Consider the following 23,856-nt stretch of genomic DNA (forward strand, 5'->3'; position numbering starts at 1 on the left):
CTCAAAACCATATAAGTATATGAAAATGTTTGCGGGAATAAGAAAAATTGGTGCAGATACATCCTTATATCTGACAAGGACATCGGGTAATATGTTTGAGCCAGAAACTAGAATTAAGGAACACGAAAGGCTCGACAAACCAATAAATAGAAATGTAAGAGCAGTATACTTATGCCTATAAATAAGTTCCTTTCTCGCTGAAGCTAGTTGCTTGGTCAATCTTCTGTTCGTCTTAGCAATACCATCCTTTGATTCAGAGTATTTGCGACGAGCGAGATCATCTAAGAAGTTAAACACTTCAGTTTCTAGATGTAATTCTTCTTTTTCTGCTTTTATCTTTTTCGAAGGAAACTTTATTAAATTATCAGTCATCTCACATAGCTAACCTCACCATATCATTCATCTCATTCAAAGATACATCACTGTCGTGAGTGAATTTTCTATATAAAACCACAATTAAATCAGCCATTTTCTCGGCGGGTAACTCTAAATCATGTTTTTCAAGGAATAATAAAACTCCCTGTACCACAGCTCTTAGGCTCTCAACATTTTTTTCCCTTTCCAACCATTTTTCACCAGTTAAAAGCCAGTGAATATCCGTTCCATAGACATCCACCAGAGCTATCAAAACCGGGACAGGTATCTTACGAGTATCTTTCTCATAATTTTTGTAGGCAGTTAATTTAAGACCTAATTTTTCCGCAAACATTGTTTGATTAAGCCCTGTTTTCTTCCGCTCAATTGTAAGCCTTTCACCAATTTCCATTTTTTCTCTCAAAAACCGTTTTACTTTTGGACATAATTGTCCATAATGGACAATATCGATTGATATATTTACCAATTTGGATAAATACACCCAAAAAGGAAAAAATACCACGTTTTTCATCTACGCAAATTAAATAAAGGAAAAGCACAATGAAAAATTTGCTGACACCACAAGAGTTAGCAGCTCAAACAGGACAACCAGTCTCACGAATTCGCCGCCTCCTTAAGGAAGGGCGTCTCGATTATGTACCAGTCGGAGAAAGCAGATTATTGGAACCGAACGCCTTGGAAAGAATGATCGAACGAGATCGGGTTCAAGCTCCCGAAATTTTCTCAAATTAATCAGGATAAGGATTAACCATATGAGTCGTACATTTAATGCATGGCCCAAAATTATGCGTACATCCACGGCAGCTGCCTATTGTGATATGGGGCTAAGGACTTTCAAGGCCAGAGTTTCACAAGGCAGGTTCCCTCAACCACTCTTTAAGACTGGCAATCAAAACTATTTTCATAGGGATGAGATCGATAAATATTTTTCCAGATATTTCGATGACGATATGCCTGAGGTATTCTAATGAAAATTCACCTACCATATGTGAAAGCCTACAAATCCAGAAACAAGTACTACACCTATTATCGACGTTCTGGCCTTGAACAAAGAATACGCTCTTCATTTGGAACACCTGAATGGCAGGAAGAATATAATCGCATCCATCTGTCTTTTGAAACAGGCGCGATCGATACAGGTTTCTATAAAGGGTCAGTTGGATGGCTGATAGGTGACTATATTGCTAGCCACGATTTCAAAAGATTAGCTGAAGAAACCAAAAAAGACTATCTGCGAACATTGGATGTTTTCAAGGAGAAAATTGGTAAACAGGATTGGTCTAAAATCACCCCTGAGTATTGCGTAAAACTAAGAGATAAAAACTCTGATGTACCAAGTCGGGCAAATAAGTATCTTTCAATGATCTCTGTTTTAGGCGCCAGAGCCGTTCTATTTGGCCTTGCTGAAAAAGTACCCTCAGAACATGTAAAGAAACTCCGACTAGGTGTGGGAAAACGTGCATGGAAGCCTGAAGAACTTTTGAGATTCGAAGCAGAATGTGACAACGAACCAATCTTAACAGCTTACTATCTTGCTCTATACACGGGACAAAGACGCTCTGACGTTCTATCCATGCAATGGGGCATGATTGAGCAGGATGTCATGATGGTTAAGCAGAATAAAACTGGCGAGCAGTTATGGATACCTCTCCACCCTATCCTAAAAGAATATCTAACAACCTTAGAGAAAACCAGCACATTCATTGTCCCTACACGTACAGGAACCGCTTATACAGGCGATGGTTTTGAGACATCGTGGAGAAGACAAATCCAAAAGATTGGTATTGCAGGTACAAAAGATAACCCACAATGCACTTTTCATGGCTTGCGCCGGAATGCCGCTGTAGCCCTTCAAGAAGCTGGCTGTACCGATAGTGAAATCATGGCAATTACTGGACATCGAACAAGCGCAATGGTGCGCCTATATACCCGTGATGCTCGCCAGAAAAAGCTTGCTGAAAATGCAGTAAAGAAATTGAAGAAAAAGAAATAGGAATAAAAAACTGTCTAACAAAAGCGTCTAGCACTTTTAGCAACCAGAAAGGAAAAATTCAAAATGTATGGAAAATCAATAAGTAAAGTGGGGTGGCTAATGGGACTTGAACCCACGGCCTCCGGAATCACAATCCGGCGCTCTAACCAGCTGAGCTATAGCCACCACTGTATATTTGATCGGAGCATCTATCGCTCGCGTGAGAGGGCTTTTACTTGCTGCGCCCCCTAACGTCAAGAGACGAATTTACATTTTTATGTATTCTATAACGGAAAAATTATTTTTCCCCACTTTTTCTTCCATTCTCCGTTCAAAAGCAGATAATTTACCCTTAACATTATAACAACATATTCAAAAGACAGGGGTAAATTATGCAACTTGCCGAGAATCTTTCCCGCCTTGGGACCGAATCCGCGTTCACCGTAATGGCTCAAGCCGCTAAGATCGAAGCAGCAGGACATCATGTGATCAACCTTGGTATTGGTCAGCCGGACTTTCCTACCCCTGATCATATTGTAGAAGCAAGTATTCAAGCCCTAAGAAATGGTGCCCATGGATATACTGCAGCTAATGGTATCCCTGAGCTCCGTCAATCTGTGGCACATTATTTACACCGCCAATATAAAACAGAAATTAACCCGGACAATGTGCTGATCGTCCCAGGCGGTAAAGTTACCATGTGGCTCACCATTTTAATATTCGGGGGAAAGGGCGGTGAAATTTTATATCCAGATCCGGGTTTTCCCATTTACGCCTCCGCAATAAATTATACAGGTGCAACGGCCTGCCCCTACCCTTTATTGGAAGAAAATCAGTTTGCCTTTTCTGCGGATGATTTACTGTCACGGATTACAGACAAAACCCGCCTTATCATCATCAATAGTCCTGCCAACCCAACAGGCGGCGTTACACCGATAGAAGAATTGGATAAACTGGCTGAAGGATTAAAGGCTTTTCCGAATGTGGCGATTATGTCGGATGAAATTTATAGCCGCATGCTTTATGAGGGACAGAAACATAAATCCATTTTAGAATATGAGCATCTAAGAGGCCGTGCCATCCTACTTGATGGCTGGTCCAAGACATATGCCATGACCGGATGGCGAATGGGTTTCTCCGTTTGGCCCGATAAGTTAATTGACCATGCAACACGCCTTTGCATCAACAGCCATTCCTGCGTCAATGCTGCTGCACAATATGCGGGACTAGAAGCCTTAAATGGTCCGCAAGATGCCGTTGACGATATGCTTCACGCTTTTGATGAAAGACGGGTTTATATCGCCAAAGCGATTAATCAAATTCCAAAACTCAGCTGTATCACACCTGCAGGCGCTTTTTATGCATTCATAAATATTAAGAAAACCGGGTTAAGCGCGCTTGAAATGCAAAACCGTCTTCTTAACGAAGCCCATGTTGTCTCCATCGCCGGCACAAGTTTTGGCAATTATGGCGAAGGTTATATCCGCCTGTCATACGCCAATAGCTTGGAGAATATCCGGGAGGCTATAACGCGAATTGATGGTTTTATTCGCAACCTATGAGTCAAATCATCCGCAAAAATGGATTCTGAGTAAAAATTAAACAAGTGATTAATTTTTAGGCATAATACACTGCACATATTTTAACCATTAAAAATAATAATAATTAAAAATCAATGCCTTAGCATATATAAAAAACTGGCACAGGACTTGCCATATAGTGAGAAAATTTGAAAGATTTCCTTTCAAGATTATATGACGAACAGAAGAACTGGCCCGGCTAGCTGGAGACTATGTAAATGAAAAAGATCGAAGCGATTATCAAGCCATTTAAGCTTGATGAAGTAAAAGAGGCCCTACATGACGTAGGTATCCAAGGTATCACAGTTACCGAGGCAAAAGGCTTTGGTCGTCAAAAAGGTCATACAGAATTATACCGTGGTGCAGAATATGTTGTTGATTTCCTACCAAAGGTGAAGTTGGAAATCGTTTTGGATGATGCGTTGGCCGCAAATGCGGTCGAGGCCATCCAAAATGCCGCACATACAGGTCGCATTGGCGACGGTAAGATTTTTGTTTCTACAGTAGATGAAGTGATCCGTATTCGCACAGGCGAAACAGGATCAGACGCGATCTAGTTATAGAGATACGAACAGTGACTTATCCTTGTGGGATCTAAGGATAAGTTAAGGTAAAACCAGACCCAGACGAACAGGGTCAAATGTGGGCAACCACACTTAACATTAAGAGGATAATAATATGTCTGACGCGGTTCAAAAAGTACTAGACATGATCAAAGAACATAACGTGGAATATGTGGACTTCCGTTTCACAGACCCACGTGGCAAATGGCAGCATACAGCACAGCATGTTTGCACCATTGACGAAGACATCTTCAAAGATGGTATCATGTTTGACGGTTCTTCCATCGCTGGTTGGAAAGCAATCAATGAATCTGACATGATTTTGATGCCAGATCCAGAAACAGCTGTTATGGACCCATTCACAGCACAACCACAATTGATCTTGTTCTGTGACATTTTGGAACCATCTACAGGTCTTCCATATGATCGTGACCCACGTTCCATCGCGAAAAAAGCATTGGCATACACAGAATCCTTAGGTATCGGCGATACAGTATACTTCGGCCCAGAAGCTGAATTCTTCGTATTCGATGATGCACGTTGGTCTACAGAACAACAACAAATGTCTTACTCTTTGGATTCCGAAGAAGGTCCATATAACTCCAATTCCGAATATGAAGGTGGCAACATGGGTCACCGTCCAGGTCACAAAGGTGGTTACTTCCCAGTTGCACCTGTTGACTCCGGCACAGACATCCGTGCGGAAATGGTTTCCGTTATGATCGAAATGGGCTTGGAAATGGAAAAGCACCACCACGAAGTGGCGCCATCCCAACATGAATTGGGTATGAAATTCTCCACATTGATCGACATTGCCGATAAGATGCAAATCTTCAAATATGTAACTCACATGGTTGCACATTCTTACGGTAAAACAGCGACATTCATGCCTAAACCAATCGTAAACGACAATGGTTCCGGTATGCATTGTCACCAATCCATCTGGAAAAATGGCGAAAACATGTTTGCCGGCTCTGGCTATGCTGACTTGTCCGAAACATGCTTGTACTATATCGGTGGTATCATTAAGCATGCTAAAGCATTGAACGCATTCACAAACCCATCCACAAACTCTTATAAGCGTTTGGTTCCAGGTTTCGAAGCTCCAGTATTGTTGGCATATTCCGCACGTAACCGTTCTGCTTCTTGCCGTATCCCATACGTAGCAAATCCAAAAGGCAAACGTGTAGAAGTTCGCTTCCCGGATCCAACAGCGAACCCATATTTGGCGTTCACAGCTATGTTGATGGCCGGCCTTGACGGTATCCAAAACAAAATTCACCCAGGTGAAGCAATGGATAAAGACTTGTACGATCTACCACCAGAAGAATTGAAGGACATCCCAACAGTTGCTGGCTCCCTACGTGAAGCTCTAGAAGCACTTGAAGCGGATCATGAATTCTTGCTGAAAGGTGACGTAATGGACAAAGAAATGTTGGATGCCTACATGAACTTGAAGTGGGAAGAAGTACAACGCTTCGAAATGACACCTCATCCAGTAGAATTCGACATGTATTACAGCTGCTAATACCAGCTTGCGTCCTTCGTAAATACAAAGGAAACCCGGTCAGATTGGCCGGGTTTTTCTTATAAGAAAAGTAATCTCATAAACGATTTATTAACCATTCCTCCCTTATATACGCTGTCACTTATAAAATGTCAGGCTGCACAAAATATAGTCATTACCCTTAGATCGGGACTTTCCATTTTGGATTACCACTTGTAAGATAGGCTGTATTTTAAGACATATTATAATTAACTTTTACTAATATTTGTGACTACTATAGTAATATTGAATTGAAATTTCATTTTAAATGTTAGATAACGTAATTATCTGACATGGCAAACATTCTAAATAATAATTTAAGGCAGAGAATGAGCGCATCAAAAAAAACATCTATGGCAAAAAGCACGCAAAATTTGATTTCTACAATCAAACAAAATCGTGACCGCTATATTGCCTTCGCTTTTGCTTCTGCACATTTATTTTTAGAGGTCGATCGCACAGGAAGAATTACCTATGCTGCCGGTGCATCCAGCGCTCTTAGAAAAGGCCCCTCCTATACCTTGTTAGGTGAAAAATTCGTTCAGTTTATTGTGGCGACAGATCGTGATTATTTTAAAGAGATTTTAAAGCATCTCTTTATCCACCACCGCATTGATCCTCGCCCCCTTAAATTAAACACAGCTAGTGGCCACGAAATCACCTTAATGGTGGGCGGTTTTATTATGCCTGATAGCCCTTCTACCATTAATTTAGCTTTTACCATCCCACCAAAATCTGTCGGTGCAAGCAGCCATCATAAAAAAGATGAAGAAACAGGCCTTTTGGATAAAAAGGTTTTTGCCGATGCTGCCAAAGATCAATTGGAAACATCCAATCGCATGGGCCAAGAAAGCAAACTGACCATGTTTGTAATAGATGGTTTGGAAGAGATCAGTAAATCAGGTGATCCTTTCGCCCTATCGCGGGCGCTTGATAAAATCGCAGCCTATATGCGTGCGATTTCACTTGATGGTGGCACGGCGACACAATTTGATACCGAAAAATTTGGCTTGCTTCATGGTGCAAATGTCACAGAAGAAGAAGTACGTAAGCGCATTAATGAGATAGTTGAAGAAGAATTAGATGGCGCTACAGAAGCAAAATCCTTTGCCATTGATTTCGATCCGGGTGAGTTAGACGAAGAAGATGCTGCAAAAGCACTTTCCTATTCCATCAAGAAATTTGTTGAAGAAGACCCGGCTAATTTCTCGATCTCGTCGTTACAAAGCAGTGCAAAAGAGATGATGACTGATACGTTATCTCGTATCAGCAACGTGCGAGAGATCATTGAAAAGAAAAACTTCGATGTGGTATATCAGCCAATTGTGGACTTATATATGGAAGAACCACATCATTTGGAAGCGCTTACACGCGTAACTGGCCTTTCTTCTCCGCAATCATTTATTACCTTTACTGAGGAAGTCGGATTAATCGAAGATTTTGACTTAGCCTTGGCTCAAAAGGTATTGGACGATTTAGATAATCATGCCAAATCAGGCTGGCGCCCCAAGGTCGCGATTAATATCTCTGCACGCTCCATGTCCAGTAAGATATTCCTTGATGGATTCAAAGAAGTTCTGAAGCCATTCGATAACGTCAAAAAGCAATTAATGCTGGAACTGACCGAGACTGTGGCAGTAAGCAACTTTGAAAAGCTTAATAAGACCTTACAAGATTTCCGCGCGCAAGGAATTGAAGTTTGCTTGGACGACGTAGGTGCTGGCTCCACATCTTTCCAATCCTTGTATGACCTGCAAGTGGATTATCTAAAGATTGATGGTAAATTTGTGCGAGAAGCCGCAGAAAATCCACGCGATATGGCTATGCTGAAATCCATTATCAAAAACGGTAAGCAGTTGGGTTGCAAATTGATCGCTGAGCAAATCGAAGACCCAGATCAAGCCCGTTTGATGGAATCCTTGGAAATCGATTTCGGTCAGGGTTATTTATATGGGCGCCCAACCATGGATCATTCCATGTTACGATCTCATAAACAAAGCAAGACTTATAAATCCAGACCAGCTTCGCCACAGCCAAAAGTTTTATTAACCGACATGAAACCAGATGACGAGCCTGAAGGACCTGATGATGGTGGCAATAGTGGTACAAAAGCACCAAAACATCGGATCAGCATGAATTTACGCCGAACACGTTAGGTATATCTCTTTCATATTTTCAATTCTGACTATTGAAAACAGATAAGCGAATCACCTAGATTGGATGCATCATATTTCAGCATGTTAGGGATCTACCTTTATGGGCGAAGATACCAAAAATTACAGGGACCATCTAAAAGAGCGTCTTGCCTCCGAAATTCGTAAACAAGCACGTTACGCGGATGTCATGGTTTATTCTGTTTATGACCTAAATATGCCCGAAGAAGGCCCTGTCGTTTTCGATCAATATGAAAGAAAGCAACTTATTAATCCAGATAACATTTCAATTGATATGGATTTTGACGGCATTGGCGTTTGGTATATATGTTTCCGACAAGGTGATACATTTAGCGTTAGACATATCTTGCTAAAACGTACAAATGGCCGCTTCACTCATCAACAAACAGGCATTTTTGAAGGTTTCTGGGAAGATTGGCCGCGCTATGTTGCGGAAGACAAATGGGTAAAAAGCGCGATGCTGCATAACTAGTTTATGCAGTAGCTATCTATCACGCTCTTAATATAACTAACTATTTCTCAATCACTCGTTTTTTGCGATCCTCGCCTAAGGCAACAAAGGTAAATTTACCTTCTGTTACAAGTTCGCGTTCTTCAACACCATTGCTACCGCGGCTACGCAATACCCATGCCTGAATGCTGAATGTTATGGATGTTGTTCCGATTCGCTCTTCATACGCGTAACAACACATTACATCCCCCACTGAAACAGGTTTATGAAACACCATTGCATCCACTGCTACAGTTGCTACACGGCCTTTCGTTGCTTGCCTTGCAGCAATACCACCCGCAATATCCATCTGAGACAAAAGCCAACCACCAAAAATATCACCATCTGGATTCGTATCCGCTGGCATAGCTAAAGTTCTTAAAACGAGTTCACCTTTCGGTTCTGTTACATTATCCATCGTGATTTTCTTTCATTCTTTGAAGAATCCCCATAGCCTTCCAATTCATGGAGAATACTATCGGGGGAATAAGTCGCTCACAAGAGGGTTATCCACAAGATAGTGTATAGTTTAACAATTTTTACACATTATGATGCTTGTCTACCTGTAGAGCGTCTCTATAATACATTACATGTCTGATTTATTTAATACCGCTACTGCTGAAACCCAAGAGGGATATTCAGCAAAAGATATCGAGGTTCTAGAAGGTCTGGAACCAGTTCGCCACCGCCCGGGTATGTATATTGGGGGAACCGATGAACGCGCGCTACACCATTTAGTCGCTGAAGTTCTCGATAATTCCATGGACGAAGCCGTAGCTGGACATGCAACACGCATAGAAGTGATGATCAATGCTGATGGATCAGTAACTATCCGCGATAATGGTCGCGGTATTCCGATTGATCCACATCCAAAATATAAAGATAAATCAGCACTTGAAGTCATTTTAACGACCTTGCATTCAGGCGGTAAATTTACAGGTAAAGCTTATGCAACCTCAGGCGGCTTGCATGGTGTTGGTATTTCTGTCGTAAACGCCCTTTCTGAATATCTGGTCATTGAAGTTGCGCGTGATAAAACACTGTATCGCCAAAAATATAGCCGTGGTCATTCTACGACAGCCTTGGAAAATATGGGCGCGATTGCAAATCGTCGAGGTACAAGTGTTACTTTCTTGCCAGATCATGAGATTTTTGGGGCAACCGCACATTTCAAACCAGCAACTTTGCATCGTATGGTTCGATCAAAAGCCTATTTATTTAAAGGCGTTGAAATTCGATGGACCTGCGCAGCTGAATTGATCAAAGATGGTGATGATACACCTGAAAAAGACAGTCTACATTTCCCCGGTGGTTTGGTTGATTATTTGCAAGAATCCATTGGTCAACGTGCCACTGTCGTACCACGTCCATTCGCAGGTGAAATGCGCGAAGAAGACGATGTAGGACGTGTTGAATGGGCGATTAGCTGGACACATGATGGGGATGGTTTTAATAGCTCCTACTGTAACACTGTCCCAACCCCACAAGGTGGTAGCCATGAAGCCGGCTTGCGCTCCTCCATTGGTAAAGGTTTACGTGCCTATGGTGAGATGATTGGCAATAAAAAAGCTTCTCAAATCACGGGTGAGGATGTGATGGGTGAAGCCAGCAGTTTGCTTTCAGTATTTATCCGCGATCCACAATTCCAAGGCCAAACAAAAGACAAACTGGCCTCACCTGCCGCAACAAAATTGGTAGAAACTGCGATTAAAGACCGTTTCGACATCTGGCTTACCGAAGACCCTGCCAGTGCCAATGACCTATTAGAATATGTGCTTGAACGTGTTGCTGAGCGCCAAAACCGTCGTATTAAAAAAGAACAACGCCGTAAGACACCGACACGTCGTTTGCGCCTCCCTGGCAAGCTGGCTGATTGCTCAAGTAAATCATCTGAAGATACCGAAATATTCTTGGTAGAGGGAGACTCTGCGGGTGGCTCTGCCAAACAAGCACGTAATCGTGCCAACCAAGCGATCCTTCCTCTACGTGGCAAGATCTTGAACGTTGCAAGTGCAAGTGCTGACAAGCTTCAAGCCAACCAAGAATTGAAAGATTTGGGCCAAGCATTGGGTTGCGGTACTAAAGGTGATTTCAAACTTGAAAACCTGCGTTATGAACGTGTCATCATCATGACTGATGCGGATGTGGATGGGGCACATATCGCCTCTCTACTTATGACATATTTTTATAGAGAGATGGCAGGACTTGTAGAAGCAGGCCGTCTATTCTTGGCATTGCCACCGCTCTATCGTATTTCTCAAGGCGGTAAGACTATGTATGCCCGCGATGACGATCATAAAGACGAGCTAATCGCCACTGAATTCAAAGGTCGTGGGAAAATCGACATTAGTCGATTCAAAGGTTTGGGTGAGATGCCGCCAGGGCAACTTAAAGAAACAACGATGGACCCAAGTAAACGTACATTGATCAAAGTTCAGGTACCTAATCGTAGAAATGAAGATGAGCTAGAAGAATCAAGAAGAACCGCGAATATGGTTGATAGCCTTATGGGAAAAAAACCAGAAAAGCGTTATGATTTCATTCAAGAGAATGCAGCCTTTGTTGAAGATTTAGACTTGTGATCTAGTAATAAGTTACCCATATCTTACTAATTTAGACAATTGAAGGAATATGCTATGCGTTCTTTTGTAACTAAATTGGGGATACTTTTCGTATCCGCTATATTTTTGTCCAGTTGTCTTTCAACAACGACTTCATATAATCAAAATATCACCAGTCGTTTTAACAACTCTGACTTCGCTTTTCTAAAGAAAAAATACCCTATGGTGTTGAATGCGAAAGGAGTTCCCAATAATGATATGCGTACAGATTTAATCGAAGTTATGGTTGAAAAATATTCAGGTATGCATCGCTTTAGACATGCAACTTTCGCATCAGCAATTGATTTCAAGGGCCAGCAAGAAATTACCTTTGTCATTAATATAAACCCGACAGAAAATACATCTGCATGGGATATTTGTTCAGAAGATATTCCTTCATTACAAAGTATATCTGATGCAAATTCAATTAAGTCAGCTCAATTTGCATTTTGTCGTAAGGATAAAGCATGGAGCTATATTACAATGAAATTTAGCCAACCTGTGAAGGCTACATCTAGTGAGTTTAAAGATGCTATTGGCCTTGCTGCACATAGTATCTTGTATAAAAGCAACAATCCATTCAATGGTTGTGGTATACCTGCAACAAGATGCTAGAATCTTTGGCTTACTGATAGTTTTCTAACCAGTCTCTCATTAACGCCGTAGTCGCAAATGGGCGTTCCAAAGTAGCCAAATGTCCGCATTCCTCGATTATGCAAAGACGAGAATTCGCTAACAAACTCGATGACTCCTCAGATAATGCCAAAGGCGTAACTTCATCTTGACGTCCACAAATAACTAATGATGGCATGTTGTAACCGGATAAATCATTACGACTATCTGGGCGGTTTAAAATTGCTGTTTGCTGACGCACAAAAGCTTCTTGCCCCACATGTGCGGCCATATCCATAACCGTTGTTGTTAACGCCTCATCCTCCATACGGTCCGGATGAATTAACATCGGTAACAAACGTGGTGTAACTCCCTTAAATTTTCCTTTAGAAGTCAGCGAAATTAAGCCACGACGGCGACGCTTTTGCTCCTCACTATCCTGTCTGGAAGAGGTATCAATTAATGCCAACTTCAGAACACGTTCAGGTGCTTGGCGTAAAATTTCCAAAGATACATACCCGCCCATAGACAAGCCAGCCAATGCGAATTTATCCGGCGCATTATCCAAGATACGCTTGGCCATATCTTCAACACTATCATCCTGTAAAGTATCACCCACATACATGTCTGCAATATCAGATAAGTATTTAAGTTGATGCCCCCAAAGACGTTCATCACATAATAAACCCGGCACCATTACCAAAGGCGTTTTAGACATTTCTTTTCTTTCTGTTTCTTTTATTTAATAAGTGCTGCTATAGATTTGAAACTATCCGTTCCCGCCTTCCCCATCCATTCAAAGGCAACCATTTCCGTTGACACCAAGGTCACTCCTGCTTGTTGCATTCTTTCACAAGCAACTTTTTTATTTTCATTCATTCGGGAGGAAATCGCATCGGTGACTAAAAATACATCATATTCAGCTTGCTGGAATTCAATCGCAGTTTGTAACACGCATACATGTGCTTCCATCCCGCAAATAACAAGTTGTTTTCTTTGGGATTGTTGACCAATAACTTCACGAATCTGATTTTCTCGATAACAAGAAAAATTAATTTTTTCAAAAACTTGTGCTTGAGCTTCATTAAGAAAACTATCCAGTGACTGCGCTGTATGCCCTAATCCCTTCGGATATTGCTCAGAGACAAATACAGGCACACCCAACTGGCAAGCTGTTTGAAGTAAAATCTGTGTATTATCGATCACCTGCCGAGGTTCCGAAACTGCGGGAAGCAAGCCTTCTTGAACATCAACAACGAGCAAAGATGACGAATTCACATTTAATAACATTTCATACGTCTCCTTAAAGAAAAAAACACTTCAATTATACCTTACGATAACCTATTGGGCACGTTGCGAAAAAGCAACGCTTTGACATTATTAATACAAGAAAATCACCAATATCACTGTTTTTTCTAATGGAAAGATTGACAGATAGCCACCAGACCCTAGTATCCCCTACGGTTTCAGTGTAAACTGTAAGTAAGTATTTCAGAAATATTTAAGATATATGTCCGCTTTCCTTTAACGATGTCGGATATTTAATCATTTAGAAGCGAGACTTTATGGCGACAAGCTTTGAAGATTTAGGACTTGGTCCTGAAGTTCTGCGTGCGGTAAGCGATGCAGGTTATACAACCCCGACCCCGATCCAAGAAAAAGCGATCCCTTTCATAATGATGAACAGGGATGTATTGGGGTGCGCACAAACTGGTACAGGGAAAACAGCATCCTTCACCTTGCCAATGATAGACATTTTAGCACATGGTCGCGCACGTGCACGTATGCCACGATCCATTATCCTCGCACCAACACGTGAGCTTGCAGCTCAGGTCGCAGATAACTTCGAAACATACGGCAAATATCATAAGTTATCCATGGCATTGCTTATTGGTGGTATATCTTTCAATGAACAAGAGAAAGCTCTAGATCGCGGTGCAGATGTTCTCATCGCAACCCCAGGCCGCCTTATGGATCATATTGATCGTGGTAAAGTATTATTGTCAGACACAAAAATCGTCGTAATTGATGAAGCAGATCGTATGCTTGATATGGGTTTCATCCCGGATGTGGAAAAAATTATTGGTATGGTTTCTTCCATGCGTCAGACAGTGATGTTCTCTGCGACGATGCCAAAAGAAATTCGTAATCTCGCTGAGAAATTTCTGTCCAATCCAAAAGAATTAACAGTTGATCCACCTTCCTCTACAGCACAAACAATTACGCAAGGTATTGCCCATGTAGGGCCTCGCCAGAAACGTAGCGTTTTGGAAAAATGGTTAAAGGAAGATAATATCCAAAATGGTGTTATTTTCTGTAATCGCAAACGTGACGTCTCAAATCTCCACAAAAGTTTAGAGAAAAAGGGCTTCTCGGTTGGTGCATTACATGGCGATATGGATCAGCATAAACGCATGGAGTGGTTGGAGAAATTCAAGTCGGGTGAGGTAAAGTTCCTCGTCTGCTCTGATGTTGCTGCACGCGGCTTGGATATTGCTGCTGTTAGCCATGTATTTAACTACGATGTTCCTTTAAACGCTGAAGATTATGTGCATCGCATTGGTCGTACAGGTCGCGCCGGACGTGAAGGAACCGCTTATATGCTGGTAACTCATCATGACGAGAAACTGTTAACAGCGATTGAAAAAATCGTTGGATCTTCACTTCCCGTTCTGGAAGGCATGGAACCACGCAGCAAAGAAGATAAAAGCTCAAACGCTAGTCACGAGAATAAGCAAGCTTCAAACAAGAACTACCAAGAGCGTGGAAACCGCAAGAGAGGTAGAAAATATCGTGATCAGGATTTCGAAATCGGAATAGAACCTGAATTTGATATGCCATTTGGACAGACCCCAAATGTGCCAGCCTTCCTATTAAGAAGTTTCAAATAAACTCAATACTATTTTCTGATCATACGAGGATAACTTATGCAAACAATTTTCATCCAAGTGAAAGCTGAGTTAGGACGTGCTTACGAAGTTGCAGATGCAGCCAGTGAAGTGGAACAAGTGTCAGAAGTATATTCCACATCTGGGCATTATGATTTGATGATGAAATGCTATTTGCCAAAAGATGAAGATATTGGTCATTTTGTGAATGAGGCAATTCAAACACTTCCAGGCGTAAAAGACACATTCACAATTATCACATTCAAAGCCTTCTCTTAGTTTGACAAGTCTGATTTGGGAAGTGATAGTAAGTAATCGATTCAATAAAATTTGTAGATTTGACAGAGAGTTAAAATGGTAGCCAAGGTAGATATCAACGAAAACGACGACAAGCTCAAAGCGGAAATTGTAAGTCTTGTTCAATATATCCGTCGCTTTCGTGAAGAAATCGCCCATATGGTCCAACGTGAAAACGACCAAACTCGTTTTGAAAGCATGTCAGATCAACTAGATGAAATTGTTGGTGCGACAGAAAGCGCAACTAATTCAATCCTTGAGTCAGTTGAGAATATTGAAAGTGTTATTGATGGCTTGCGCGAAGCATCTGATGATGCAAAACGCAATGAGTTATGTGATAAAATTTCTGAAAACACCATGCATGCTATGGAAGCATGTACATTCCAAGATATCACTGGTCAGCGCGTAACAAAGATTGTTCGTTCCATGAAATTTGTTGTACAGCGTGTTGATGCGCTGACAGAATTATGGGGTCGAGATGAAATTGAAGATATGGCTGTTGGTTTTGCAAAGGACGATGAACGATCGGGCGATGAAGCTTTGTTGAACGGTCCTGCCCTTCCTGAGGAAACTTCTATTTCCCAAGATGATATCGATAAATTATTCGATTAATTTTTAATTCGTTTTTATAGGGCGACTATGTCTGCAGGTTATAGAGCTGTAACAGCGTTTTTATTGGTCTCTTGGATCATCTTTTATATTCTTCTTGCTTGGTATATCGGTGGCTTCATTCCGTTAGATTCGGATTTTATTGAACTGGCATATTATCCTGTAGCTGGTTTAGCATGGATCCCTATTGCTGCATGGATATTAAAGAAACGCCATCGCGAAGAAAGTTAACTTGAGCTGAAGATTATCTTTTATCTTTTATTAATAGACATTTTTTGTCAAAGACTTATATTAATAAAAGCTAATTCTAACCCAGTGATTGAGTAGATGACTGACAAATCATCAAAGACACTTCTGAAGAAAGCAGAGACAGCATTAGAAGCTGCGATTGAGGAAAATAAACGCGTTCGTTTATCCAATGCCCAACGCATGGGCGAGATAGCCCATGAAATTAAAAACGCTCTTAATTCGATGATGGGTTTTTCGGAAATACTCAAAAATGAGCAATTTGGTGCACATTCTGATCCACGTTATAAAGAATACGCAGATTTTATTCATGAATCGACGCAACATCTTCTTCAGATATGTGAACGGGAACTGACCCAAAGTAAAAATCAAAACCTATTAAATGCCCAACCTTTGCCGACACAAAAAATAGATGTCAATGTTAATGATGTTATCGATACCACAATTACTGGTTTGTCTTCGCTTGCACATGAATTAGAAGTTGATATCAAAATTCAAGTTGACGAAGATTTTCCAATTCTTAAAACTGACCCAGCACGATTACGCCAAGTCCTACATAATCTTGTTTCCAATGCCATTAAGTTTACCCCAAAAGGCGGCCATGTATGTGTGAAAGCAATCGTAGACCGCGAAGAAGGTGCTTTGATCCTAGTTGTAAAAGATAACGGCTTTGGTGTCTCAGCTGAGGATATTTTGAAAATCATGGAACCATTTGAGCAAATTGAAGATATGGAAAAACGTGGTGATCAAGGAAGTGGCCTAGGCTTACCTATCGTAAAACGATTAGTGGATGAAATGGGTGCTGAACTTGAATTTAGAAGCCGAAAAAATGTTGGCACCATGGTTACTCTCAAATTTTCAGACTATTAAATAAAACGCCCTCACCTATTGATTATCCCCAAAGAGATTGTGATACTTATTCTTCTATATACTTTCATGAAGGATATATATTCATGACAATTCAATTGGATACGAGATTAAATGCATGGCGTCCCGATCTTGCCGACATTGCATTGAAGGGCAAGGTGGATGCATCTCGCTTTATCCAAGCAGAAATTGCTTCACCCCATACATCTATTACCAGTTTAAGACGTGGCCCTGGTTTTGAGCATCCAGTAGATAAAGAATTACTTCGAGGCGAAGAAGTTCACATATTTGAAGAAAAAGATGGTTGGTGCTGGGTCCAAAGCAAACGTGATAAATATGTAGGATATTGCGAAACAAAATGCTTAACTAAAGGAAAGTTAAACCTGACCCATCGCATCAATGTGTTACGCAGTTCGGTATTTAAAGAAGCAAGTTTAAAAACTTTGATCATAGACCAGCTGTCACTCAATAGTGAAGTTGAGGTCGTTAATTCAGAGGGAAAGTTCAGCCAATTATCCTGTGGCGGATGGGTATATTCAAAACATTTAGTTTCCTTACATGAATACATATTGCCATTTCAAGTAGCCGCAAAATTTTATTTGAACAGCCCCTACATTTGGGGTGGAAATGGGCATCTAGGCGTTGATTGTTCAGGCTTAATTCAAATGGCTGCCTATGCAGCAGGCTACACCATTCCTCGTGACACTGATATGCAAGAAGATTTTTTTACCGAAGAAGTAGATGGTTTGGACAATATTCAAGTTGGAGACCTCCTATTCTGGCCCGGCCATGTGGCTATTTATGATGGAGAAGGTATTGCTATACATGCAAATGCCACAGAAATGATGACTTGTGCGCATTATCTTGAATTCTTATTACCACATATTGAGCAACAAGAAGGGACTCCGCTCAGATCAATCAAACGCCCTAACTTCGACTTAAAGACAGACCCTTAGTATGGGAAAAACAGAATTAGAACCACGTGCATGGCAACGCATGTTAAGTGGCCGCAGGTTAGACCTTTTAGACCCAAGTCCCGTTGATATCGAAATCGAAGATATTGCACATGGCCTTGCCCGAGTTGCACGGTGGAATGGTCAAACAGAGGGACCTTACGCACTTTCGGTCGCACAGCATAGCATTGTCGTAGAAGAATTTGTCGGCAGATTAAAACCTGATCTACCGGTAAAATGGAGATTGGCAAGCTTACTTCATGATGCCCCAGAATATGTGGTTGGCGATATGATTTCACCTTTTAAATCTGCTATTGGAATTAATTATAGAGATTTAGAACATCGCCTTCAAAAAACAATACATATCCGTTTTGGCCTTCCCCCAGAAATTCCAGATAGCATTGAAAAATTAATCAAACGGGCAGATCGAGCTTCTGCGTATTTTGAAGCCATACAGTTAGCTGGTTTCACAACTTCAGAAGCAAATAAATTATGGCGAAAGCCAAAAGCAATTGGGGAATATAAAATTTCCCTACAATCTCCCGAACAAGCAAAAGAAGCATTTATCATACGCTTTGAACAGTTACTCGATCAGTTGTAAATTTCTCTTGATATTCACCCTTTTTCCGCCACACTTATGATATAGATATAAATCAATGTGATTTTATAGGGGTAAGTTGATGAAATTCAAAAAACGAGGTCTCTTTGCAGCAACTGCACTTACGCTCCTTATTGGCGGAGGCAGTCTGCTTGGCGGGGCATTGTTAAGTGAGAGCTTTGAAAAACTCAATCAAACCTTAACCCAAAACCATGCGGTTAATCCATTGGATAAAACTGGTGGAAAGGAAACGATTGCACCTGAACTCTATACAGGTCAATCAGCTAAACCTGTTATCACTTCAAACGATTTCATGATTGTAACAGCCCATCCAGCTGCCTCTTATGCAGGGGCAGAAATCTTGAAGAAAGGTGGCCGTGCTATAGATGCATTATTGGCAGCACAGCTTGTACTTAACTTGGTTGAACCACAATCTTCGGGAATTGGCGGCGGCGGCTTTTTACTTCATTGGGATAAAAACACAAAGAAAATACAGGCATTTGATGGTCGTGAAGCAGCCCCAATTGGTGTTGATCCTAAATTCTTCTTCTATCCTAATGGTGACGCGAAAACATTTATGGAGGCTGTGGTGGGTGGCGCCTCTGTTGGAGTTCCAGGCCTATTACGTATGTTTGAACTTGCGCGTCAGGAGCAACAAAACTCAGGCTACGAAATCCTGCCATTATCCGAAATCATGGCACCTGCTATTAAGTTGGCTGAAGATGGCTTTCCTGTCAGTCCGCGCTTACATCGGCTTTTATCCAATGATAAATATTTCACATCAGGCATGACAGCCCATACCTACTTTTATGGTGCGAATAACCAACCCGCAGCTATTGGAGAAATTTTAAGAAATCAAGATTATGCGGATACCTTACGTCATCTGGTAGAACATGGCTTAGCCGCATTTTACCAAGGGGAAATTGCCAAAGAAATTGTCCGAGCAGTACAACAAGCCCCAGGAAACCCAGGCAGCATGAATCTATCCGATATGGCTCGTTATCAGGCTAAAATACGTAAAACAACCTGTCTTGAATATAGAGATCTATATGATATTTGCGGTATGCCGCCGCCCTCTTCTGGTGGTATCGCGGTTGCCCAAATCATGGGAATTTTGGACGCCACCAATATAAATCAACAAAAACCAGCCAGCGCGGATTCAATCCAGTTATTTGCAGAAGCCATGAAGTTAGCTTTTGCAGATCGCAATCATTATATCGGTGACACAGATTTTGTCGATGTGCCTGTGGAAGAGTTGATTAATAAGGCATATCTGCATACTCGAGCGCTTGAAATGGACTTGTCCCGTCATCCCAAAGTGAAAGCAGAAGCTGGGCAGCCCGTTCTGGATCATGCCTATAATCGTGCTGCTGATAATGCGATTGAGCTCCCTTCTACCACACATTTAGTTGTTGTCGATAAATACGGTAATGCTGCAAGCATGACGACAAGTATTGAGACAGCTTTTGGTTCCCATCAAATGGTAGGTGGTTTCTTGCTGAATAATCAACTGACTGATTTTGCCATCACAGGTTTTAAAAATGGTCAACCGATTGCCAATCGTATTGAACCAGGAAAACGCCCACGTAGTTCAATGGCGCCGACAATCGTATTAGACAAAGAAGGTAACCTAAAGATACTTACAGGGTCCCCTGGAGGCAGCCGCATCATTGGCTATACTGCCCAAAGTCTTGTTGCTATGCTTGATTGGCAACAAACTGCACAGGAAGCAGCCAATATGCCACGCTTTTTACATCGGAACACAAAACTGGAGCTAGAAGAAGATGGTTTTGTCCCAGAGTTAGTAGAAGATATGCAGGACCGTGGTTATATGGTTTCCACCCGTAAGATGGTAAGCGGGGTCCATATCATTGAACAATTAAAGAATGGTGCCTATCGTTCCGGTACAGACCCACGACGTGAAGGTTACGCATTTGGGGATGACAATATCCCAGATAGCCTTTATGACAGTTTTTCATTGATCCTACCTGAATAATTTTCAAGGAATTTAAATATGTCTCCGCTTTATACAGCAGCCCTTCAGGGCTTCTTGCTCGGTGCTGGCCTGATCATCGCGATCGGTGCCCAAAATGCCTTCATCCTCAAGCAAGGCTTGAAGCGGGAATATGTCTTTGCCCTTAGTACATTTTGTTTTTTATCAGATGCGCTTCTAATTATTGCAGGCATCGCTGGCATGGGAACTCTTGTTTCAAGTAATCCAACTTTCACAAAAATTGCAGCAATTGGCGGTGCCCTATTCCTCATCTGGTTTGGCTTTAACAGTTTTCGATCTGCATTTAAGGGAGAAAGTCTTTCTGCCTCAAAAGAAAGTAGCCCAAAATCCTTATGGAAAGCAGTCGCACTTGTTGCCGCCCTGACTTGGCTTAATCCACATGTATATTTGGATACCGTAGTGATGTTAGGAAGCATTGCAGGCCAATATCCAGCAGATGAACGTATCTATTTTGCTGGTGGGGCCGTATTTGCGTCAATGGCATGGTTTTATACATTGGGCTATGGTGCTGCATGGTTGGCGCCAATCTTTGCAAAACCTATGTCCTGGAAAATTCTTGATTTTAGCATCGGTATTGTCATGTGGTTGATCGCCTATAGTTTAATTGCCACACTTATCTAGAGAATTAGAATAAGCTACTGAGAAATAATAATAGACTCCAACGGTCCTCCTGACGTAGAATCATTCTACTTCAGGAAGCACTAGATGGAAAAACTATTAAACTTACTTGACCAAATTAGAGAAGAGGATGATTTCTCTGTCGATGAGCTGCTTGAAACTCTATGTCACACTTTGGCTAATAAACTAGAAGCAGATCAAATTAGCATCTGGTTTTTTAATAAAGCAAAGGACGAAATGCATGCCCGCAAAATTTTTGTCGTGGCTGATAATCTCTTTAAAGACGGTAGTATTTTACTTAAAGAAGACTGCCCATCCTATTTCCGTGAAGTAATTGAAAATGTCTTTATCGTCGCACCGGATTTTTTCAATCATCATGCATTTATAGATTTCAAAGATCGTCCTGATGATCGTTTCAAGTTTAAATCTATGCTTGATTTTATTTTATATAAAAATAATCAAGCTGTGGGTGTTGTCTGTGTTGGCACAAAAAAAGATTACAAAAATTGGTCTGATGAAGATATTTCCTTTTTGCGCAATGCAGCAACCTTAACAGCGCGCTATCTTTAACATTTATACGTAAACAAAAAGGCGAGGATTTCTCCCCGCCCTTTCAATCTGTCAATGACTAGATCGAGATATTAGTCGCCGCCATGCATATTACGAAGACGTAAACGCAAAGCGTTTAATTTGATGAAGCCTTCTGCGTCACGTTGATCGTAAACATCATCTTCTTCAAATGTAACCATACCTTCACTATATAAGCTATATGGTGACTTACGGCCTGTGATCATCACATTGCCTTTATACAATTTCATACGAACTGTACCTGTCACTTTTTCATTACATTTATCGATTGCCGCCTGAAGCATTTCACGTTCTGGGGAGAACCAGAAACCGTTATATAATAACTCAGCATATTTCGGCATCAATTCATCTTTGGTATGCATTGCACCACGGTCCAAAGTCAGGCTTTCCATCGCACGACGTGCGTGGAACAAGACTGTACCACCTGGTGTTTCATATACACCGCGGGATTTCATACCAATAAAACGGTTTTCTACGATGTCGATACAGCCAACACCATTACGACCACCAAGAACGTTTAGTTTCTCAAGCAAGGTTGCTGGTGACATTTTTTCACCATTGATCGCAACGGGATCACCTGCCTCAAAATCAATTGTGATTTCTTCTGGTTTATCTGGTGCCGCATATGGTGAAACCATACGGGACAGGATATGATCCAATTCTGCTTCAATCCATGGATCCTCAAGCACTTTACCTTCAGAAGAAATATGCAGAAGGTTCGCATCTTGAGAGAATGGCGCTTCGCCACGCTTGTCTTTTGGTACAGGGATTTGGTGCTTTTCAGCATAATCGATCAGCTTTGTACGGCTGGTCAAATCCCATTCACGCCAAGGCGCGATAATTTTGATATCCGGTTTAAGCGCGTAATAGCCAAGTTCGAAACGAACCTGATCGTTCCCTTTACCTGTCGCCCCGTGGGAGACTGCATCCGCACCTGTTTCCAAGGCAATTTCAATTTGACGTTTGGAGATCAATGGACGTGCCACGGATGTGCCGAGCAAATATGTGCCTTCATATAACGCATTCGCACGGAACATTGGGAAGACATAGTCACGTGTGAATTCTTCGCGCAAATCTTCGATATAGATATCTTTGATACCCATCATCTCAGCTTTTTGGCGTGCTGGTTCCAACTCTTCACCCTGACCAAGGTCAGCCGTAAAAGTTACAACTTCACAACCATAATGGTCTTGCAACCAACGAAGAATAATAGATGTGTCCAGACCACCGGAATAGGCAAGGACAACTTTTTTCACATCTTTAGACATATGCTTAAAGCCCCTCAAAAAGAGATTTCCAAACAGCCCGAAAGCTGCCTCTTAAAACTGGAAGGCGAGTATAGGGAAAACGCGGCTTTGAACAAGCCCTGAATTGCAGTTCAACAATTAATATCAGATAAGAACTATCCACATGTTCTGCCACAGTATTATTCCAAAGCATAAGTACATAATACCAATTGTATTATCTAGAAAAATAAAATATCTAAAATAGTGTACGAACTGAAAATCAATCTGAGATAGCAAATGTTAAAGAAATTTGAAAAATCAGGCTTATACTATGCACTCATACTAGTTAGCATATTGTATATTATGCTAGGTATGTATGCGTTTTGGGGATTAGAAAACAATCAAGAGACAGTCAATAGCTTTACTAGTTGGTCAAATCTAACACTAAATGAAAAAGGGGATACATTCGCAGGCTTTGTTACGCCTTTAGTTTTATTTTGGGCGATAGGGTCTGTCTTAATTCAAAGACAAGAGCTCAAAGAAAACAGAACAATATTCGAAGCACAATACTTAGAAACTAAGAAAAATGCGGTCTCAGACTTATTGAATAATATACGCCCTAGTTTAGATAAAAAAGCAGAATACCTTATCTTAAAGGCATCTAAGAAAAATACGCCAACCAATACAGAACTATTAAATTCTCTTAATGGCTGTGAAAAAGCCACATATCTATTAGGTAAACAGAATTGGGATGAACTTTCTATAGGAGAACAATCATATATGCGTTCTCTAATAGATGCTTGCTGCGAATACTCTCTACCTTTTTGGGATATTCAAGAACAGCATGAAAACAACGAACAATTAATAGAATATATAGATTGGTATCTAAAACACACTGAAATAGGTCGCCTTTACAATAAATGTAATTATATTCTAAAGAAAACAGACGATTACCTTAAAAAAGATGGAGGCTATAGTTGGTTACGCAAAAGAGATTGTAAAGACAGCACTTATATATGGGAGCGTCGCTAATCTCCACT

At 41.2% G+C, this 23,856-nt stretch carries 27 protein-coding genes and 1 tRNA gene; 21 read left to right on the top strand and 7 right to left on the bottom strand.

The window, feature by feature from the left end; genetic code table 11:
• Together E1160_RS17200 and E1160_RS15380 are read right to left on the bottom strand one after the other, a co-directional pair.
• A partial coding sequence (locus tag E1160_RS17200) for a hypothetical protein (protein ID WP_218048944.1) occupies window positions 1-372 on the bottom strand: 372 nt, incomplete at its 3' end.
• 1 nt (window position 373) lies between these two features.
• A complete protein-coding gene (locus tag E1160_RS15380; RefSeq protein WP_218048945.1) occupies window positions 374-766 on the bottom strand; it encodes a helix-turn-helix domain-containing protein in 393 nt (130 codons plus the stop codon).
• Window positions 767-915: 149 nt separating this feature from the next.
• Here E1160_RS15380 and E1160_RS15385 point away from each other — a divergent pair, with 149 nt between their 5' ends.
• The 3 genes from E1160_RS15385 to E1160_RS15395 are packed head-to-tail and all read left to right on the top strand — an operon-like array spanning window position 916 to window position 2,368.
• Window positions 916-1,107, top strand: coding sequence for a helix-turn-helix domain-containing protein (locus E1160_RS15385; RefSeq protein WP_155156791.1), 192 nt, complete (start codon window positions 916-918; stop codon window positions 1,105-1,107).
• A gap of 20 nt (window positions 1,108-1,127) precedes the next feature.
• The gene (locus tag E1160_RS15390) at window positions 1,128-1,343 is read left to right on the top strand and encodes a helix-turn-helix transcriptional regulator (protein ID WP_155156793.1); all 216 of its coding nucleotides are present in this window, start codon (window positions 1,128-1,130) and stop codon (window positions 1,341-1,343) included.
• Window positions 1,343-2,368, top strand: coding sequence for a tyrosine-type recombinase/integrase (locus tag E1160_RS15395; RefSeq protein ID WP_155156796.1), 1,026 nt, complete (start codon window positions 1,343-1,345; stop codon window positions 2,366-2,368). The genes E1160_RS15390 and E1160_RS15395 overlap by 1 nt, the downstream gene beginning before the upstream one ends.
• Before the next feature lie 88 nt (window positions 2,369-2,456).
• Here the strand turns inward: E1160_RS15395 and E1160_RS15400 are convergent.
• Window positions 2,457-2,533: transfer RNA gene (locus E1160_RS15400), tRNA-His, on the bottom strand.
• 206 nt (window positions 2,534-2,739) lie between these two features.
• Between E1160_RS15400 and E1160_RS15405 the strand changes: the two genes are divergently transcribed.
• The 5 genes from E1160_RS15405 to E1160_RS15425 all read left to right on the top strand — a co-directional run bounded on the left by E1160_RS15405 (window position 2,740) and on the right by E1160_RS15425 (window position 8,682).
• Window positions 2,740-3,909 (top strand): pyridoxal phosphate-dependent aminotransferase, encoded by a 1,170-nt coding sequence (locus E1160_RS15405; RefSeq protein ID WP_155156798.1) that lies wholly within the window; start codon window positions 2,740-2,742, stop codon window positions 3,907-3,909.
• A 236-nt stretch (window positions 3,910-4,145) separates the two neighbouring features.
• A complete protein-coding gene (locus E1160_RS15410; protein WP_155156800.1) occupies window positions 4,146-4,484 on the top strand; it encodes a P-II family nitrogen regulator in 339 nt (112 codons plus the stop codon).
• A 121-nt stretch (window positions 4,485-4,605) separates the two neighbouring features.
• Entirely contained in the window at window positions 4,606-6,018 is a 1,413-nt protein-coding gene (gene glnA / locus E1160_RS15415) for a type I glutamate--ammonia ligase (protein WP_155156802.1), read from the top strand.
• A gap of 347 nt (window positions 6,019-6,365) precedes the next feature.
• Window positions 6,366-8,192, top strand: coding sequence for an EAL domain-containing protein (locus E1160_RS15420; protein ID WP_218048946.1), 1,827 nt, complete (start codon window positions 6,366-6,368; stop codon window positions 8,190-8,192).
• Window positions 8,193-8,292: 100 nt separating this feature from the next.
• Complete coding sequence (locus E1160_RS15425; protein ID WP_155156806.1) at window positions 8,293-8,682, top strand: hypothetical protein; 390 nt, start codon at window positions 8,293-8,295, stop codon at window positions 8,680-8,682.
• A gap of 40 nt (window positions 8,683-8,722) precedes the next feature.
• Here E1160_RS15425 and E1160_RS15430 read toward each other — a convergent pair whose 3' ends face one another.
• On the bottom strand, window positions 8,723-9,118 hold the full coding sequence (locus tag E1160_RS15430) for an acyl-CoA thioesterase (RefSeq protein ID WP_155156808.1): 396 nt from the start codon (window positions 9,116-9,118) through the stop codon (window positions 8,723-8,725).
• Between the two features lie 172 nt (window positions 9,119-9,290).
• Here E1160_RS15430 and parE point away from each other — a divergent pair, with 172 nt between their 5' ends.
• Together parE and E1160_RS15440 are read left to right on the top strand one after the other, a co-directional pair.
• Entirely contained in the window at window positions 9,291-11,282 is a 1,992-nt protein-coding gene (parE, locus tag E1160_RS15435) for a DNA topoisomerase IV subunit B (protein WP_155156810.1), read from the top strand.
• Window positions 11,283-11,336: 54 nt separating this feature from the next.
• Window positions 11,337-11,915 (top strand): hypothetical protein, encoded by a 579-nt coding sequence (locus E1160_RS15440; RefSeq protein ID WP_218048947.1) that lies wholly within the window; start codon window positions 11,337-11,339, stop codon window positions 11,913-11,915.
• 10 nt (window positions 11,916-11,925) lie between these two features.
• Here the strand turns inward: E1160_RS15440 and E1160_RS15445 are convergent, their stop codons facing one another.
• Window positions 11,926-12,630, bottom strand: coding sequence for an alpha/beta fold hydrolase (locus E1160_RS15445; protein ID WP_155156815.1), 705 nt, complete (start codon window positions 12,628-12,630; stop codon window positions 11,926-11,928).
• A gap of 20 nt (window positions 12,631-12,650) precedes the next feature.
• A complete protein-coding gene (locus E1160_RS15450) occupies window positions 12,651-13,202 on the bottom strand; it encodes a hydrolase (RefSeq protein ID WP_155156817.1) in 552 nt (183 codons plus the stop codon).
• A gap of 275 nt (window positions 13,203-13,477) precedes the next feature.
• Between E1160_RS15450 and E1160_RS15455 the strand changes: the two genes are divergently transcribed.
• The 10 genes from E1160_RS15455 to E1160_RS15500 all read left to right on the top strand — a co-directional run bounded on the left by E1160_RS15455 (window position 13,478) and on the right by E1160_RS15500 (window position 21,572).
• Complete coding sequence (locus tag E1160_RS15455; protein WP_155156819.1) at window positions 13,478-14,803, top strand: DEAD/DEAH box helicase; 1,326 nt, start codon at window positions 13,478-13,480, stop codon at window positions 14,801-14,803.
• Window positions 14,804-14,839: 36 nt separating this feature from the next.
• Window positions 14,840-15,079: an Lrp/AsnC ligand binding domain-containing protein gene (locus tag E1160_RS15460; protein ID WP_155156821.1), complete on the top strand. Its 240-nt coding sequence runs from the start codon at window positions 14,840-14,842 to the stop codon at window positions 15,077-15,079.
• 75 nt (window positions 15,080-15,154) lie between these two features.
• Entirely contained in the window at window positions 15,155-15,709 is a 555-nt protein-coding gene (locus E1160_RS15465; RefSeq protein ID WP_155156824.1) for a hypothetical protein, read from the top strand.
• 27 nt (window positions 15,710-15,736) lie between these two features.
• On the top strand, window positions 15,737-15,937 hold the full coding sequence (locus E1160_RS15470; RefSeq protein ID WP_155156826.1) for a DUF2842 domain-containing protein: 201 nt from the start codon (window positions 15,737-15,739) through the stop codon (window positions 15,935-15,937).
• A 96-nt stretch (window positions 15,938-16,033) separates the two neighbouring features.
• Window positions 16,034-16,822 carry a sensor histidine kinase gene (locus E1160_RS15475; RefSeq protein ID WP_155156828.1) on the top strand — a complete coding sequence of 263 codons (789 nt, stop codon included), beginning with the start codon at window positions 16,034-16,036 and terminating at the stop codon, window positions 16,820-16,822.
• A gap of 83 nt (window positions 16,823-16,905) precedes the next feature.
• Complete coding sequence (locus tag E1160_RS15480; protein ID WP_155156830.1) at window positions 16,906-17,775, top strand: C40 family peptidase; 870 nt, start codon at window positions 16,906-16,908, stop codon at window positions 17,773-17,775.
• Between the two features lies 1 nt (window position 17,776).
• Complete coding sequence (locus E1160_RS15485; protein WP_155156832.1) at window positions 17,777-18,373, top strand: HD domain-containing protein; 597 nt, start codon at window positions 17,777-17,779, stop codon at window positions 18,371-18,373.
• Window positions 18,374-18,452: 79 nt separating this feature from the next.
• The gene (ggt, locus tag E1160_RS15490; RefSeq protein ID WP_155156834.1) at window positions 18,453-20,366 is read left to right on the top strand and encodes a gamma-glutamyltransferase; all 1,914 of its coding nucleotides are present in this window, start codon (window positions 18,453-18,455) and stop codon (window positions 20,364-20,366) included.
• A gap of 18 nt (window positions 20,367-20,384) precedes the next feature.
• Entirely contained in the window at window positions 20,385-21,005 is a 621-nt protein-coding gene (locus E1160_RS15495) for a LysE/ArgO family amino acid transporter (protein ID WP_155156836.1), read from the top strand.
• 84 nt (window positions 21,006-21,089) lie between these two features.
• Complete coding sequence (locus E1160_RS15500; protein WP_155156838.1) at window positions 21,090-21,572, top strand: GAF domain-containing protein; 483 nt, start codon at window positions 21,090-21,092, stop codon at window positions 21,570-21,572.
• Between the two features lie 71 nt (window positions 21,573-21,643).
• Here E1160_RS15500 and E1160_RS15505 read toward each other — a convergent pair whose 3' ends face one another.
• A complete protein-coding gene (locus tag E1160_RS15505; protein WP_155156840.1) occupies window positions 21,644-22,858 on the bottom strand; it encodes an argininosuccinate synthase in 1,215 nt (404 codons plus the stop codon).
• A gap of 255 nt (window positions 22,859-23,113) precedes the next feature.
• On the opposite strand from E1160_RS15505, the gene E1160_RS15510 reads away from it, so the two are divergent.
• Entirely contained in the window at window positions 23,114-23,848 is a 735-nt protein-coding gene (locus E1160_RS15510) for a hypothetical protein (protein WP_155156842.1), read from the top strand.
• Window positions 23,849-23,856: the final 8 nt, after the last annotated feature.

It is taken from the genome of Curvivirga aplysinae, from assembly GCF_009711445.1.
GTDB lineage: Bacteria > Pseudomonadota > Alphaproteobacteria > UBA8366 > Aestuariispiraceae > Curvivirga > Curvivirga aplysinae.